The sequence below is a fragment of the Acinetobacter sp. AG3 genome, from assembly GCF_022343575.1.
GTDB classification, from domain to species: Bacteria; Pseudomonadota; Gammaproteobacteria; order Pseudomonadales; family Moraxellaceae; genus Acinetobacter; species Acinetobacter guillouiae.
On the sequence record NZ_JAKQZD010000001.1, the window covers coordinates 2732354 to 2749615 of the forward strand.

Below are 17262 nucleotides of genomic sequence, written 5' to 3' on the forward strand. Positions count from 1 at the left end.
TCTTCACCCAAAATTAATTTGAATATTCAATTATTTTTCCAAACTCAAGATTTGCAAATATCGAAATATTCAAAATATATCGGCTTAAATTTCTGATTATTCTTGCGCGTTCTGCTTGGTTCGTATCAGATCTTTTAAGTTAAAACCAACAGTCTGTGCATAACGAAGAAATTCAGTTACTTTTGTTTCATCTGGATGAGGGTCTCTAGACAGCAACCACAAATATTTTCGCTTCGGTTCTCCCACCAAAGCCATTTGATAGTTTGAATCAATTTTTAATACCCAATAATCACCACGGCCCACGGGCATCCAACGAATCGCTTCTGGAATAAAACTCACTTTAAATTTTGAATTAAATGGCTCATTACTGATAAATGCTTCACCCAATGAACGTAATTCTTGTCCATTTTGATCTACACATCGATTATCAACTGCAACATTGCCATATTCATTCACGGTATATCGTGCAGTCACATCTGACTTACAATCTTTTTGAAAATACATTGGTTTACGGGCGATTTCATACCATAGCCCTAAATATTGACCCAATTCCAATTTTGGAATCGCAGCTAAAGTCGAATTTTCCGCATAGACTTTTGGATAAAAAAAGCTGGAAAAAACCACCCCGAATACGATTATTAATTTTTTAAAGTCATAAGAATTGGGTAATATTTTGAATAATTGCACCTTATACCCTCAGCATTACTTTTTACTATTTATTATAAAATAATCAGAAATTTAAACTTAGACTGTAGCTTTATGTATCCTTGTTCAAACTAAAGCTACAGCAAGTACCAAAGTGTAATCATCCCACAAAGAGACAATTACTTTAACATTCTGGTTTTTAAACGCACAATTTCGTCACGTAATCGCGCAGCTTGTTCAAATTGTAACTCTTTAGATGCTTTTAGCATTTCTTTTTCAAGCTTGCTAATGTGCTTCGTAAAGAGTTTTGGATCAGATAAAATGTGACGTTCATCCGCAGTTAACGCCTGATGCTGGTCACTTATACCTGCTTCAATTTCATCATCACTGATCACTTCACCAGTATCAATTTCTTTAATTGCTTGACGTACAGCACTGCGCGGAATAATGCCATGCTCTTCATTAAATTGAATTTGTTTGGCCCGACGACGATCAGTTTCATCTATGGCTTTCTGCATCGAATCAGTTATACGGTCAGCATATAGAATCGCCTTACCTTTTAAATGACGAGCAGCACGACCAATGGTTTGGATCAATGAGCGTTCAGAACGAAGAAAACCTTCTTTATCTGCGTCAAGAATGGCAACCAACGATACTTCTGGCATATCCAGACCTTCACGCAACAAGTTAATCCCGACCAGAACATCATGTACCCCTGTTCGTAATTCGTGAATAATTTTGACACGCTCAACGGTATCAATATCTGAATGTAAATAAGCCACCTTCACCCCATATTCTTTTAAATATGAAGTTAAGTCCTCTGCCATACGTTTGGTTAAGGTGGTGACTAAAACACGTTCATCGAGTTCTTTACGGATATTAATTTCTGAAAGCACATCATCCACTTGAGTCAATACAGGACGTATTTCAATTTCTGGATCGACTAATCCAGTTGGACGTACTACCTGCTCTGCAACTTGTTCAGATTTTTCCAGTTCGTATTTCGCAGGTGTTGCACTGACATAAATGGTGGTTGGAACAATACGCTCCCATTCCTCAAATTTCATCGGACGGTTATCCAATGCACTAGGTAAACGGAAACCATAATTGACCAAGTTTTCTTTACGTGAACGGTCACCTTTATACATTGCCCCAATTTGTGGAACAGTCACATGCGATTCATCAATAATCAGTAACGCATCATCTGGGATATAGTCAAATAATGTCGGAGGTGCTTCACCCGCTGGACGACCAGATAAATGCCGTGAGTAATTTTCAATACCATTGGTATAACCCAATTGTTGCATCATTTCTAAATCATAACGGGTTCGTTGTTCGATCCGCTGTGCTTCAAGGAGTTTTTCATGTTCTTTAAAGAACACTAAACGATCAGCCAATTCATCACGAATCGTTCCAATTGCACGCTGCAAATTGTCTTTTGGCGTTACATAATGACTTTTGGGGTAGATTGTTATACGAGGTGCTTTACGGACCATTTTCCCAGTAATTGGATCAAACCATCGAATTGAATCAACTTCATCATCAAACAACTCAACCCGAACTGCATGTTGGTCCGATTCAGCAGGGAAAATATCGATAATTTCGCCACGAATACGATAGGTACCGCGTAAAAATTCCAGCTCATTACGGGTATATTGCATTTCAACAAGTCTACGAATAATGTCATCACGACTAATTCTATCCCCTTGTACAATATGCAATAACATACTCATATAAGCATTGGGATCACCCAAACCATAGATCGCGGATACTGAAGCGACAATAATCGCATCACGGCGTTCTAATAAAGCACGCGTAGCGGAGAGACGCATCTGGTCAATGTGATCATTGATTGCTGAATCTTTTTCAATAAAAGTATCTGAAGATGGTACATAAGCTTCAGGTTGATAATAGTCATAATAACTGACGAAGTATTCAACTGCATTGTTTGGAAAAAATGCTTTAAATTCGCCATATAATTGTGCAGCGAGGGTCTTGTTATGTGCCATGACAATGGTTGGACGTTGCGTTTGTGCAATCACATTTGCCATGGTATAGGTTTTCCCTGAACCCGTTACACCGAGTAGAAGTTGGTCGTGAAAACCTTTATTTATGCCTTCGACTAATTTTGCTATTGCCTGTGGTTGATCCCCAGCAGGTTGATAATTTGTAACAAGTTCAAAAGGTTGATGTTCACTCACAATAATTCACTCTTTAACCAATCGGGAAGAAGCCACAGTAGTTTAACAGAAACCAATTAAACCCATACATTGACACCTATTCTAGATGGGGCTTTTTACACAATATTCAACAAATACCTTGACCCTTTTTTATTTCAATAGCAACATGGAAACAAGCCAATTAAAAGATTGAAAAACATGACATATCACTATCATGATGAAAGCATAATCAAAACTTTGCCAGAAGATACTGTGTTTGTTTTTGGTAGTAATATGGCGGGCACTCATCAAGGCGGTGCGGCAAAAACAGCACATTTACATTTTGGCGCAACCAAAGGTGTTGGACGTGGCTGGGCAGGACAAAGTTTTGCTATACCGACCATGAATGAACATTTACAACAAATGCCACTTTCACAAATTCAACACTATATTGATGATTTTAAAATCTATACAAAAAATCACCCGAAGTTGAAATATTTCATTACTTCAGTAGGTTGTGGTGTTGCAGGCTATAAAGTCGAAGAAATCGCGCCGATGTTTAAAGGTATTTCACGCAATGTGATCTTCCCTGCTTCATTCCGTCCATTTGTAGAAAAAACCTTGCCTAAGCTCACGCAAAAATTACTGCATAGTTTTTTAACTGATGAGGTCATTTTTAGTTCAGATATAGAGCAAAAGATTCAAAGCTTGGATTTAACTGAAGCTGAAAAAAGCCTTGCTACGATTATTCTCAATACGCCAATGTATCCTAACGACAGTAATGGTCGAGATCGTATTTTTGAAATACAAGATATACTGCACAATTTAAATGGAAAAATATTTGAATTTCAGTCTAATTCAGAAGGTTCAATGATTTTTGGAGGGGCTATTTTAGCGCTTTTAGAACTTTATAATTTAAATGAAACAGACTTTATTGCAGTATGGACTGGTCAGCGTACCATTGCTGCACCAAAAGCAGAACATCGGGCTAAAAAGTAAAATGCTTTGATTATTTTTAATTGAACAACTATTTATGTTAAGTTTTTGCTTATGTTATATAGTTAAACAGGGGTTGTTAACAATTCGTCTATGTTTGCGACTACGTGTGTTTTTTAGGCGACACTAGGCACGAAATACGAAATTTAGTCATTCTAAATGATGAGAAACATCGTTTCGCAAGGTAACACGTAGCGGCAAAAAACACACAAGTCCCGAAGGGTTGTGGCTAAAATTATCTCAGCCTACGTTATGACACTCGAAAATAGTCTCGCTATTCTCATCGTTTCATGCCTTGTCTGCTCAATTTTAGCCTACAACGCAAGCCATTTATGAAATGTCAACAGCCCCTAAATTAATAAAAGAGAAATTGGAAAATATATGGAGCAAATGGATTTAACAATATTTGATTTGTCTCCAATTGCCATGTGGCTACAAGATTTTAGTGGTATAAAAAAAATATTTGATGAATGGACTGCGCAAGGTATTTCCGATATTAAGCAACATCTATTGGAAGATACCAACCGTTTAAAACCCTGTTTGGCGGCGATTCGTACCATTCATATCAATAAAAGCACACTGGTTTTATATGAAGCGCATGATTTAGCGGAGATTTTAGAAAAATTTCCAGAAATGCATACAGAAAATACTGAACTATTACATATCCAATTTTTTTCAGCGCTTTGGAATAAAGAAACAGATTGCTCAATTCAAGTGGTCAACCTTAGCTGCAAAGGCAAAAAAATTGATATCCAACTCAGAGCCAATATTTTAACGGATGCGAAACAAAGCTGGGATCGAGTTTTATTAACCACGGAAGATATCTCTCAGTGTCAAAATGCACGTCGGATTGCAGAATCCCTATTTTTGCATTCGCCCACTGCCCTCTGGGTCAAAGACTACAGCAAAATAAAATCATTATTTAATCAATTAGTAGCGAATAATGTCACGGACTTAGATCAATATATTCAGCAAAATCCAGATTTTCTATTTCTTTGTTTTGAAAGCATCCGATCAGTGGGTGTAAATCAAGCTTTACTGGACTTATTTAATGCCGACAATGAACAACATTTTTATCAGCATTTAAATCATATTTTTAGAGAGAATTATCAACAAAATTTTCATAAACAATTATTACACTTATGGAATGATCATCATCAACTTAAACGAGAATGTGAATACCAGTCAATCAATGGAGATTTGCTGCATGTACACGAACAGTTTGTTATTTTTCCAGATTCAAAACATAACTGGGATACCGTGCAAATTGCCTTTACCGATTTAACTGAACGAAAAAAATTAGAAGATCACCTGCAACATGCCAGTAAACATGATCAATTAACGCAGTTATATAATCGAACATTTTTTATCGGTGAAATTCAACGTTTACAATCTCAAAAATTTAATTCACTTTCATGCATATACCTAGATATCAATGGCTTAAAAAGAGTGAATGATTTACAGGGACATCATGTTGGTGATTTATTGATTCAACGTTTTGCACACCTGTTAAAAAAATCCACCATCAAAACACCTTATTCTGTTTCACGCATTGGGGGTGATGAATTTGTGATTCTTATGCCTGAATCAAATCATCTGCATATAGAAACATTACTGAAGATCATTCAACAAGAATTAGAGATAGATCGAGTGAACAATCCTCAACATCCAATTCATGTGGCGATTGGTTATGCGACAACAAGCCATTATAAAAATATTGATGAGTTATTAAAAAAAGCAGATCAAATTATGTATCAAGATAAGCAAGCATATTATTTATTAAATACGGATTAATGCCTTTTAAGAATTAAAGAAATTAATTAAAAATAAACAACATCAAAGTAAATCCAATGAAAGGATAACCAGCGATCATAAAATACAATAAGTAATAAATAACTTAGATTTTATTATTTTATATCGCTCTTTTTTAGGATATATTTCAAACATTCTAGATCACCGCTCAACACACGAGAATCTTATAATGGAATTTTCTGATTCTTCTATTTTTGATATATCACCTACCCCGATGTGGATAGAGGACTATAGCGAAGTAAGAGAACAATTTAATCAGTGGAAAGGCCAAGGAATCACAAATCTTCAAAGCTTTTTAGAAGAAAATCCAGATCAGATTACGGCTTGCGCACATAAAATTAAGATTCTTCATGTCAATAAAAAAACCTTAGATTTATTTGAAGCCAGAAATCAGCAACACCTGTATCAGAACTTAAATATTATTTTTCAGAAAGAAATGCTGCACTCACATATCAAAGAGCTGGTAGCGCTTTGGAATGGAGAAGCTGAGTTTTCAAATACCACAGTCAATTACACGATTTCAGGGAAAAAATTAGATATCAAATTACGTGGTATCATCATGCCAGGTTCAGAAATCAGTTTAGACCGGGTTTTAATCACCACTGAAGATATTACTGACTATCAGAATGCGCGCCGTTTAGAAGAAAAAAATCGCCAACTGGCAGAATCTCGCTTTATTTACTCGCCGACTTCATTGTGGGTTGAAGATTTTAGCCGTGTAAGACTCCGTATAGATCAACTCCGTGAAATTGGTATCGAAGATTTTCGCACCTTTTTAGATGTGCATACCGACTTTGTAAACCAGTGTATAGAAGACATCATCTTATTGGATGTCAATCAAGCAACCCTTGATTTATTTAAAGCCAAAGACAAAGAAACCCTGTTTAAAAACTTAAACAAAGTATTTGCAAAAGAGATGTATCAAACTTTCCGTGAGCAACTGATTGAACTCTGGAATGGTAAAATTCATCATCAACGTGAAGCTGTAAATTATGCACTGGATGGTTCAGTACGAAATGTATTACTTCAATTTACTGTTTTCCCGGGCTATGAACATGACTGGAGTCTAGTGCAAGTTGCATTGACTGATATTACTGCACGGAAAAAAGCAGAAACGTATTTGGAATATCTGGGTAAACATGATGTTCTGACTAAATTATTCAATCGTTCGTTCTATACAGAGGAAATTAATCGTTTAGAACGTGGTGTATTGCGTCCGACTTCAGCCATTTTTATTGATATGAACGGTTTAAAAGCCATCAATGATCAGTTAGGTCATGATGTTGGTGATGAATTATTGCGACGAATGGGCAATATCCTGACTCGTACCATTGCCAATACAAGTTATACTGCTTCCCGTATTGGTGGAGATGAGTTTGTGATTCTTATGCCAGCGGCAAATGAACAGACCGTCGAATCAATGATTATGACCATTGAAGAATTACTCAATATCGACAATCAATATTATTCGTCACAGCCTATTAGTATTGCCATTGGTTATGCAACAACATCTGCAAATGAAAGTATAGACAATATGTTGAAACGTGCAGATTTATTGATGTATCAAAAGAAAAAAAATTATTATGAATATGTCACGGAAATGTTAAATGGTAGTGCTTAATATTCCACAAGGATAAATGTTATAACCTTAATAAAAATATTCTTTTTAATTCTTATTATAAAAATAGGTGCATCAAGCACCTATTTTTATATCTCAAACACTTAGCGTTTTCCCATCGAACGGCGTGTACCACGAGGTGGCATCCAAGTACGATCTGCATATTGCTCAGGTTTAGGACGGACGTTGTTGTGGGCAACATCATCATCATTTTCTAAAGATGATGGCATTGGAAATGGTAAATTCACCAATGGCTTCTTTTTGGGAGTATTTTGGGTGCTCATGTGATTCACTCAATTTTAACTGGCTATATTGTACGTAAATTTCAGCTTTGATGCGAGTGCTCTTAAACTTTCGCTTTTATTTGTATTCTCTTGATACATTAATTTCTGCTTTTGATGAATATTTATTGAATTTGCATAGATATTAGACGACCAAACATGAAAAATTAGGCTATGATAATGTGCTTTTTATTTTTTTAATCCCTATAAGAAGGAATAATGCCGTGGACGTACGTCTCTCTGATCGTGTAAATGCCATCAAACCGTCTCCAACGCTTGCTGTTACCAACAAAGCTGCTGAATTAAAAGCTGCGGGTAAAAATGTAATCGGATTGGGCGCTGGCGAACCAGATTTTGACACCCCACAACACATCAAAGATGCTGCTATTACAGCGATTAACAACGGTTTTACCAAATATACCGCTGTTGATGGTACACCAGGCCTTAAAAAAGCAATTATTGCGAAACTAAAACGTGATAACAATCTTGACTATGCTGCAAATCAGATTTTAGTGTCTTGTGGTGGTAAACAGTCTTTCTTTAACTTAGCACTTGCTTTGTTAAACAAAGGTGATGAAGTCATTATTCCAGCACCATATTGGGTAAGCTATCCAGATATGGTGATCATTGCTGAAGGTGTTCCTGTCATCGTGAAATGTGGTGAAGAACAACGTTTCAAGATTACACCTGCTCAACTAGAAGCTGCGATTACAGACAAAACACGTTTGGTGGTTTTAAATAGCCCTTCAAACCCAACAGGCATGATCTACAGCAAAGCTGAGCTTGAAGCTTTAGCAGAAGTGCTCCGTAAATATCCTCAAGTTTATGTTGCTTCTGATGATATGTATGAGCCGATCCGTTGGGATGATGAGTTCTACAATATTGCGACTGTAGCGCCTGATCTTTATGAGCGTGTTATCGTGCTTAACGGTGTATCTAAAGCATATGCAATGACTGGATGGCGTATCGGCTATGCAGCAGGACCTGCAAAATTGATTGGCGCAATGAAAAAAATCCAATCACAATCAACTTCAAATCCAACTTCGATTTCACAAGTTGCTGCTGAAGCTGCATTGAATGGTCCTCAGGATGTACTTCAACCGATGATTGAGGCATTCAAACGTCGTCATGATTTAGTTGTGAATGGTTTGAATGAAATTCAAGGGATTAGCTGCTTACCTGCTGATGGCGCATTCTATGCTTATGCCAACATTCGTCCTTTGATTCGTGCAAAAGGTTTAAAATCTTGCACAGAATTCTCAGAATGGTTGTTGGAAGAAACTGGTGTTGCTGTTGTTCCTGGTGATGCTTTTGGTTTAGGCGGCTATATGCGTATTTCTTATGCAACTGCTGATGAAGTACTTGTTGATGCACTTGCTCGTATTAAAAAAGCTGCAGATTCTATTGACGGTGTTGATGCAGCAATTGCTTCAATCGCAGCTGAAAAAGCAGCGCAATAAGACGAGATTGGTTTAAATAAAAAATGGGTGTATTAATTACACCCATTTTTTATCTTTGTTGATCTTACTTATCAACAAGCTTCTATATTTTTTGTAAATCAATCTTTGAGGAGCAAGCCCGTGGTATTGTCTCCATCATTTCCAGTACCGTAATGATCTATACGTACAGTATCAACTTGCACAGTAGATGTGTTTGCCGCATAGTACTTTTCATGATCGACTAATAATAATCCTGTGGTATTGTCTCCATCATTGCCTGTGCCATAATGTTCAATTCTCGGCTCCTTATTTTGATCAAGTTTTGAATAAGGCACCAGTTTTATTGGCTCTTTCAATAAAAGACCTGACGTATTATCTCCATCGCTACCTGTACCAAAGTGATCAATGCGTATTTCTTGCGTATTTTGATGTGATGCAAAACTTAAACTTGAAACACTACAAAGACCAATAACAGCTAATCTGATTAAAGTTTTCATGTCATTCTTCCCATTGAGATATCATTTCATTCTAGAGGCCGAAACTATACAATTCACGGTCTTGGGAATTACATTTATGACATTAACCAATCTAAGCAAGTCTTTAATAAAAATCTGAAATCTAGCCTAAATCTTTAAATTTTATTGCTGTTCCAGATCAGTTTGGCTAAGTACGATTCAGTGTTAAAACACGTTTAAAGCATAAAAACTAAATTTGATCATTTGTATTTATTGATCACTTTGTATCAATGACGCTCTAAATACTTTTGGTGCGCATCCATATGTTTGTGTAAAAGCACGAGTGAATGCTGCTTGTGAGCTATACCCTACTAATTCAGCAATTTGAAAGATATTTTTGTCTGTCTCTTTTAGAAACTGACCTGCCAGTCTCATCCGCCAATTTTTTAAATATTGAATTGGTGAAACTCCCACCAGTTCTACAAATTTTTTAGCAAAACTTGAACGTGATTGATGGGTGGATTGAGCCAAATTTTCTACATCCCATGCATAAGCAGGACGATCATGCAGCAAAGATAATGCTTTACTAATCGTGGGATCACGTAAAGCAACAATCCAGCTTTTATGTTCAATGGTTGCCTTTGCCAACCAAAACCGTATTGACCACACCAATAGAAGATCAATGATACGTGAAAGCATCACTTGACTACCAAGGCTAGGATGTTCAAGCTCAAGCTTTATCGCAGCAACAGTCATTGGCACCCATTCTGCAATTTTATCAGTATCATTGTGCGATGGGACATGGATATAGTGAGGCAACCCCTCGATTATGGCTTCGCCATAAATTCCACTAAGTTTAAAAATACAGCTAATCACAGCGGCTGCTTGGTTTTCAGCATCCAGCAATTCAATCGTGTGTTCTCCAGCCGAAGGTAGAACAATAATATCCCCTGCTTTTAAAACCAGATCTAGATTAGTGCATGCAACTTTAAGTCTGCATGTCGCCTGCTGAACGATATGGATATATGCGTAATCCTGTTTAAAGCTTAACTGTTGTTGATCTGTAAATCGTGCGAAGTCATAGATCTCACCAGATATTTTTGCAAACTGATAAATATCAAAGAATATATCCGTTAAAGCACTTTTTTCAGCATATTCATCTCTCATTTTTTGTCACAATTCCTAAAAAGTGTTTCTGCAAAAACATTGGTGTTTCTGTTATTGTTAAAGTGAATTTAAACATGAATAATCGTTTATAGAAGCTTTTTTGAGTATAAAAATTACATCCTATATCTATCCAATCTTTATACAGAAAGTCTTCAATCATTTAGCTCAACAAATACAATAGCATTTAGCTAGGAGACACACATGAGTAATAAACCGACAATTATATTCGTACACGGATTTTGGGGAGGCGCTGCTCATTGGAGTAAAGTGGTAACTGAGCTGGCTCACCGAGGATATGAATCATTACGTGCAGTAGAACTCCCGCTTAGCTCACTGGCTGAAGATGTTGAACGAACAAGAAAAATGATTGCGCAAGTTAAAGGAGATGTGCTTCTGGTTGGTCACTCATATGGTGGTGCTGTAATTACTGAAGTTGGCAATCAAGCAAATGTCGTAGGTCTGGTTTATATTGCTGCTTTTGCACCGGACTCAAACGAAAGCCCTGGTGGCATTACTCAACAACATTTACCTGAGGCTGCACCAAACTTAGAACCAGACAGTGATGGTTATCTCTGGCTTAAAGCAGATAAATTCCATGAAAGTTTCTGTCAGGATTTAACCAAAGATGAAGGGTTTGCAATGGGTGTCACCCAAAAAGCGCCAGTAGCAAGCACATTTGCCGATACGATTTCCACGCCAGCATGGAAAACGAAACCATCTTGGTATCAAATCTCGACTCAAGATCGAATGATCCACCCTGAAAATCAAAAAGTCATGTCGGCACGCTTAAATGCAAAAAAAGTGATTTCGTTAGATGCAAGCCATGCTTCTTTGGCATCACATCCAAAAGAAATTTCAGACTTGATTGAGGAAGCTGTCAGTTTTCTGGCTCAATAAATGATGAATGAATAGAGGGAATCAAAGGATTTCCTCTATATCTTAGACCCATTTAAAACTTAGATTTATTGAAATTCAACTTGGCTATATAAATGCCTAAATTAGAATTCAGTAATAAAACCTCTACAATATTTTAAAACCGATGCTCCAGCTTTAAACTGACATTGTGTTTATCATAAGAATATAGCCACTCTACATTGCTGTTATTTTGATTATATTGATAAGTGAGATTAGGTGTTAAACCATAAAAAGCCCAGCGTGGTGCACTTAGAATTAAAGTATAATTTTGTTCAAAATCATGTCGTCTAGCCTCCAACACTGGAGTAAATTTATCAAATTGACGCCAACGGAAAGAACTAAATAAATTTGCGTTAAAACCTGAGTCAAAGTTTTTGGAAAGGCCTAAACGCACGCCTTGTTGTTGATAAGCCGTAAAATATTGTTCTTGGGTATTATGGTCGACAAAATCCAGCCCGCCAAATAGCGTCCAGTTTTTCGGTAAAATTTTCCAAAAGGTTGAATAGACAGAATATTCCAAACCATCTTGGCCTTTATACTGGGAATAATTTATATCCTTCATTTCGGCTTCTAACTTGACAGCTTTGTCGTTGGAGATAAAACGCATCCACTCACCCCTTAGCCCATAGGCACTATACAGCGGGTCGTGGGCATAGTATTTATGTTCAAATACGGGTGCAATCAAGACTTGATTACGTTCGTTGTAATAACTATAACCCGCATTTAAATTAAAAGTTAATTCATTATAATCAGTCTGCTCTGGATAAACTTGACCATAGAATAATCCACGCAATGCAATGCCATGTTGTCCAGAAAGCGACCATCGTTTAGTTAAGGTGGCTTCATAATCCAAACCTTGCGCACTGATCGCGTCAGGTGTGCCACGCTTTACTTGTTCAATAGGAACGACCTTCTTAGTCTCAGGGTCAATGCCATAATACGTAATGATGTCGTATTTATCGGAAGCATTATTAACATTACTGGCATAACGTGAACCAAACGCCAATGAACCATGCCATTCATCTCGTTGTTTAAGCCCTTTGAGATACATCTCTACGGTTTGACCAATACCGTGGGCAGCGGGATCTGTAGACAGAGCAAGTTGAGATTGAATCTGCTGAAATAACTGTTGACCTTGCTGATTTTTTTGTTGTTCGGTGTAGACACGAGCCAGCTCAAGTTGGGTCATTAAATTATTGGATTGAATCTCTAGGCTATGTTTAAGTTTACTCTCAGCTAAACTTAAGTTCCCCTGTGTTCGTGCCATGACACCCTCAGCGAACTCAGTCAAAGCCTGATCATAATTTGGAAATTTTTTATATTTTTCAAGATAACTTAAAGCCACTTGCCATTGTTTTTGCATCACTGCCAAGTAAAGTGCATATGCAACTTCTGCGGGTTCATCCTTAACCACATATTCTTGACCTTGTATGATCAGATTCGGTAATGCTTGTGTGTTCTTAGGGTCTTCTGATTTGAGTAGTTTCTTATCATTTTGATATTGCTGTTGGCTAATTTCCTGATTTAACCTGATACTGGTATCATCCGCTGCATAAACACATTGTCCACACTGCAATACGGCACCAAGCAATACTATTTTTTTCATCTATAAACTCACCAGATAGAATAAAAAAGAAAGACTTACCGAAGTAAGCCTTTCTCATTTAAAACATTATTTTTTTCCACCAAAAGCAACGTCATGCACATTATTGTTAAATGTTGCAATTCCAGCTAAGCTGCTTTGGCTATTATAGAATTGACCTGAAACTGTCCCTGCACCAGCTGACGGATTAGTCGTCCAAGATGCATTTGAACCACTAATCGTTGCGTCGTTATTAATTGTTGCAGTACCCAAATTAAAGGTACGTGAACTATCGCTCAATGAACCCGTTAACTGTTTGGTTGCAAAGTTAGCAGTAAAAGTACCTGACAATAAATTAGAGCCATTATAATTATTGACACCTTGAACACTATAATTTGCAGTACCTGTAGACGGTACGCTGGTATCCGCATCTTTACCATTGTAATAAACAGTGTGTGTTGCTGGATCAACCGTACCTAAACGCTTACCGCTGGCATCTTTGGCTTCGGCATTCCACTCACCAAACCAAACGTCTTGTGTAGGCACTTGTTTATAGTTAGCATAACCAATCCCAGCATGAGACGCTGGAAGCCCAGGTAAGTACGGGCTTAGACGTACAACGCCATTCCCATCTGCATAGCCGTTAAAACCTGAGAATGCAACAATTGCACCGTTATAAAGAGTGTTAACACCAAAACCAACACCTGAGTTTGGATGAGTCGGTCCAAGTGAACCTGTAGAACCAACTACAATGTTACCAATATCACTTGATTCACCTACAACAGCTGCTTGTGCAACACCCACTAAACCAACAGATAGTAAAATAGCCAATGAGATAGATTGAAGTTTCATTTTAAGTTCCTCGATATGAGTTTTAAAGTTTTATCATTAAGAATAAAATAAAAGTCTTAATGATTATCATTAAAAATAAAACATGTGCTGCACTGATTTTAATTTTTAAATTCAAGTGTAAAATCAAGGAGTACGTGTCTTATTTTCCACACATTTATTGCACACCAAGTGCAATAAATTTAGTTAATTACCTCTAAGTTCCTTAAAACTTATGGGTAATGCTTAGCTTAAATGTTCGACCTGGTGCTGCAATTGCCGAACGAGTTAATGGATCAATATAGAATTCGTCAGTGAGATTAGTCCCCACCAGTTCAAATAAGGTGTCTTGTTTAAGTCGATAATTGATATAAGCATCCACAATGGTCATTGAGTTCCATGCCAAAGGGGTATTGGCGTAATAACTCATCTCTATATCGTTATAGTTTTTCGTTTCAGGATTTTCATACTTATGGTGATAACTCGCACGAGTTCCGACTTCAAGTTTTTGATCAAAGAATCGTCCACCAAGTGTTAAATTAACTGAATATTTTGGGGTTGCCATACTGACTAAATATCCGCCTACAAATCCATCATCAACACAACGATTTAATAAAAACTGGTGGCTCGCCCCTAAAAGCATCGCTGAGTTTTCATCACAAACTTTATTTTTAAAACGATAATTGGCACTTAAGTCAGTAAAGAAACGCCCATTGTCAAAGCGACTTTGCAGTTCCAACCCTTCTGTAGTAAGACTATCGACATTACTAAATGCCAAAGTTGGACTACGCTCAATCGCATTCTTAGTTTTGTTATAGTAATAAGCCAATTTAATATCTGCATAACTGCTGTTTTTAAATAACTCAGATAGATTATGAACATAGGCAAGTTCATAATTTGATGCATGCTCTGGTTGTAACTTATAACCACTTAAGGTTCCAGAAAACCCAATCGTGCTTTCAAACATACTTGGCATTCTATAAGCTTCGCTATAACGTAAATACATTCGACTATTGGGGCTAAAATTAACCGTTGCTGACGCTGTCGGTGTCCAACCATGATCTTTGCTTTTTTGCACACCTGTTTTGGTTAAATCAATATCTTCATAACCGCTAGGAATGCCACTACCAGAATAATATCCATAATCCCGACCTTGTACTAAAGTCCCATTTAAAAAGGGATTATTGGCAATGGTTAATTTTCCACGGTTATCCATTTTGTAATCAATTTTATTAGATTTCTGATAAATTCGACTTAAAATTCGAGCCTGCTTGCGCTCCTCAGTCCAACCTTCCGCTAAAGCAAGAGCCTCAATACTTTCTCGTGTTTGCTGTTCAAGTTCTGGTGTCATATTTGGGCGTTTAGTAAAATAAGTCATACTTAATGCCGTGGCTTTTTTAATCAGGCTAAACTGGGGATCACCCGCATTGACTCGTTCATTAAGAAAATCATCAAAGGCCCAATAGTTTTGATATCTTGCACCTGCGTTTAAATTCAGCCATGAGATAGGTTGATAGTCAAAGTTAAAATTAAATTCTTTTTCTTCTCGACGACCTGCTCTCGGTAACATCCTATAACCCGAATTTGTTCCGTTAATATTCGGGTCTTTATAAATATCATCCGAACTAAGTTTTTCTTTTTGAAAACTCCCCCCAACAGTTAAACCCAGATTAGACAGCAATTTAAACTTATTACTTAAGGTCATTCCTTGGCGAGTATTGTCTGAGTTTGCGGTAGCACTGTTCACAAAAACACCCAAGTTTGCATTGGTATCATTGGGAAATCCACCTGAACTATAGGTATGACTCTTAGTATCAGTCCGCCAAATATTGCCGTAGAAATCGACTAAATTATTGTTTTGAGGTTGATATTTGTATTCCATGTTATAGGCTTTAGAGTCGATATGACTTAAAGGCCATTGTGGTACCCCTGCTTTATTTTTGACGACTTCACCCCAAGCAATTCGTGAAGGTAAAATTTCTCCATTGATGATTGAACTGTCCCGATAACCGAACTCTAAACGCTGTTCATCTGTGGGTTTCCACGCCGCTTTTAACAAATAAGATTCTGTTTCAAGGGATGTATTGGGAACTTCTGTACCTCCCGGGTAAACTTTGGCAAGGTATGGAACGTAATTAAATCGTCCTGTGGCAGGTTTATCATAAAAATCACTGCCATTTTTCCCTGCAAAGTGATTGCCTTTATTACGATAAGCATAAGCAGCCAAAACTTCAAAATTATCACTACGTCCTGCCAAAGCAATACGTGTTGCAACATCATCGCCTGAATAAATATTATTTTCTTTATTTTGTCGTGCTACTTTAAATAAGGATGGATCATAATAAGGCTCGAACACTGGATTGCCTTGCCAGTCTGTTCCTGTAGCTGGATAATTTGGATTATCGTAAATGCTTTGACCAGTTAATAGTTGTGGTTCTCTAGGTTTCACTGCATTGCTGCTGGTTTCTACTTTTATCTCCCCACCAAAATTTTTACCTTCCTTTAAAACATCATCTACAGCTAGAGTATGAATAACGACCGCACCACCCACACCTGTATTTACATTGCGTGTGATGGAAGGCCCCTTAATGACTTGTAGCCCACCGATTAAATTAGGGTCAATATAACTCCGATTATTCGCACCGTTATAGCCACGCCATACAGTGAGTGCCTGTTCTGTCCCATCAATAAGGACAGGAACACGTCCTGGTCCTTGAACACCACGGATACTTGGATCTAAAGCACCACTGTTTCGGGCATCACCACTGTATACGCCGACCATTCCCTTAAATAAGTCTGCTGGCTGAGCACCTTTATATCGTTCTATTTGCTCTTTGCTGGCATAGACGCTAGAAATATCTTGATCATAAACATCATTCTGCCCTTTTGTATCGCGACTGACTGTACCAAAAACAGTCATTGGGCTAAGTTGTACGACATTTTCTTGATCTGATGTCATAGGCTGAGATTGTACTGGTATGGGTCTAATTTCAGCTTTATCCACATGCTTCAATATATAGCCATTTCCTACTTTCACCACAGTAAACTCGGTTGCTGCTAAAATATGTTGAAAGCCGTTTTCTAAATTATATTGTCCGCTTAAACCTAAGCTACTTTTACCTTTGAGCTGATTTGCATCAATTGCAATCGAGGTCCCCGCTTGCTCAGCAAAGGTATTTAAAACACTGGCAAGTGAACCCGCTGGAATATGATATGACTGCGTTTCTGTACTGAGCGCATAACTGCTTTGTGTCGCGACTGTTGTTGCCACACCCACACAAACGAGATGAATCGCCAATGCCAATGATGTCACTTTGAAAGAATATTTTGGATGCTTTTGACCGCAAACAGCTTCACTCATTTTA

13 protein-coding genes are annotated in these 17262 nt (G+C 37.4%); 5 read left to right on the forward strand and 8 right to left on the reverse strand.

What is annotated here, in order from left to right; genetic code table 11:
* Positions 1-96 precede the first annotated feature (96 nt).
* Together L3V46_RS12830 and uvrB are read right to left on the reverse strand one after the other, a co-directional pair.
* Entirely contained in the window at positions 97-687 is a 591-nt protein-coding gene (locus L3V46_RS12830) for a lipocalin family protein (RefSeq protein ID WP_239045892.1), read from the reverse strand.
* Positions 688-824: 137 nt separating this feature from the next.
* A complete protein-coding gene (uvrB, locus tag L3V46_RS12835) occupies positions 825-2846 on the reverse strand; it encodes an excinuclease ABC subunit UvrB (RefSeq protein WP_034613705.1) in 2022 nt (673 codons plus the stop codon).
* Positions 2847-3023: 177 nt separating this feature from the next.
* Here uvrB and L3V46_RS12840 point away from each other — a divergent pair, with 177 nt between their 5' ends.
* The 3 genes from L3V46_RS12840 (at position 3024) to L3V46_RS12850 (ending at position 7233) form a co-directional block, all read left to right on the forward strand.
* On the forward strand, positions 3024-3803 hold the full coding sequence (locus L3V46_RS12840) for a hypothetical protein (RefSeq protein WP_239045893.1): 780 nt from the start codon (positions 3024-3026) through the stop codon (positions 3801-3803).
* 387 nt (positions 3804-4190) lie between these two features.
* Positions 4191-5594 (forward strand): GGDEF domain-containing protein, encoded by a 1404-nt coding sequence (locus L3V46_RS12845; RefSeq protein ID WP_239045894.1) that lies wholly within the window; start codon positions 4191-4193, stop codon positions 5592-5594.
* 187 nt (positions 5595-5781) lie between these two features.
* A complete protein-coding gene (locus tag L3V46_RS12850; protein WP_239045895.1) occupies positions 5782-7233 on the forward strand; it encodes a GGDEF domain-containing protein in 1452 nt (483 codons plus the stop codon).
* Positions 7234-7334: 101 nt separating this feature from the next.
* On the opposite strand, the gene L3V46_RS12855 is transcribed toward L3V46_RS12850, so the two are convergent.
* On the reverse strand, positions 7335-7514 hold the full coding sequence (locus L3V46_RS12855; RefSeq protein ID WP_004721316.1) for a hypothetical protein: 180 nt from the start codon (positions 7512-7514) through the stop codon (positions 7335-7337).
* Positions 7515-7735: 221 nt separating this feature from the next.
* Here L3V46_RS12855 and L3V46_RS12860 point away from each other — a divergent pair, with 221 nt between their 5' ends.
* Complete coding sequence (locus L3V46_RS12860) at positions 7736-8971, forward strand: pyridoxal phosphate-dependent aminotransferase (RefSeq protein WP_004721317.1); 1236 nt, start codon at positions 7736-7738, stop codon at positions 8969-8971.
* 98 nt (positions 8972-9069) lie between these two features.
* Here L3V46_RS12860 and L3V46_RS12865 read toward each other — a convergent pair whose 3' ends face one another.
* Positions 9070-9447, reverse strand: coding sequence for a hypothetical protein (locus L3V46_RS12865; RefSeq protein ID WP_004820668.1), 378 nt, complete (start codon positions 9445-9447; stop codon positions 9070-9072).
* 228 nt (positions 9448-9675) lie between these two features.
* The gene (locus L3V46_RS12870) at positions 9676-10572 is read right to left on the reverse strand and encodes an AraC family transcriptional regulator (RefSeq protein WP_239045896.1); all 897 of its coding nucleotides are present in this window, start codon (positions 10570-10572) and stop codon (positions 9676-9678) included.
* Positions 10573-10773: 201 nt separating this feature from the next.
* On the opposite strand from L3V46_RS12870, the gene L3V46_RS12875 reads away from it, so the two are divergent.
* Positions 10774-11469, forward strand: a complete 696-nt coding sequence (locus L3V46_RS12875) for an alpha/beta hydrolase (RefSeq protein WP_239045897.1) — start codon at positions 10774-10776, stop codon at positions 11467-11469.
* Positions 11470-11602: 133 nt separating this feature from the next.
* Here L3V46_RS12875 and L3V46_RS12880 read toward each other — a convergent pair whose 3' ends face one another.
* From L3V46_RS12880 to L3V46_RS12890, 3 genes are all read right to left on the reverse strand, one after another.
* A complete protein-coding gene (locus L3V46_RS12880) occupies positions 11603-13093 on the reverse strand; it encodes a surface lipoprotein assembly modifier (RefSeq protein ID WP_239045898.1) in 1491 nt (496 codons plus the stop codon).
* Between the two features lie 66 nt (positions 13094-13159).
* Positions 13160-13921, reverse strand: a complete 762-nt coding sequence (locus L3V46_RS12885; RefSeq protein WP_004820661.1) for a Slam-dependent surface lipoprotein — start codon at positions 13919-13921, stop codon at positions 13160-13162.
* 202 nt (positions 13922-14123) lie between these two features.
* The gene (locus L3V46_RS12890; protein ID WP_239045899.1) at positions 14124-17258 is read right to left on the reverse strand and encodes a TonB-dependent receptor; all 3135 of its coding nucleotides are present in this window, start codon (positions 17256-17258) and stop codon (positions 14124-14126) included.
* Positions 17259-17262: the final 4 nt, after the last annotated feature.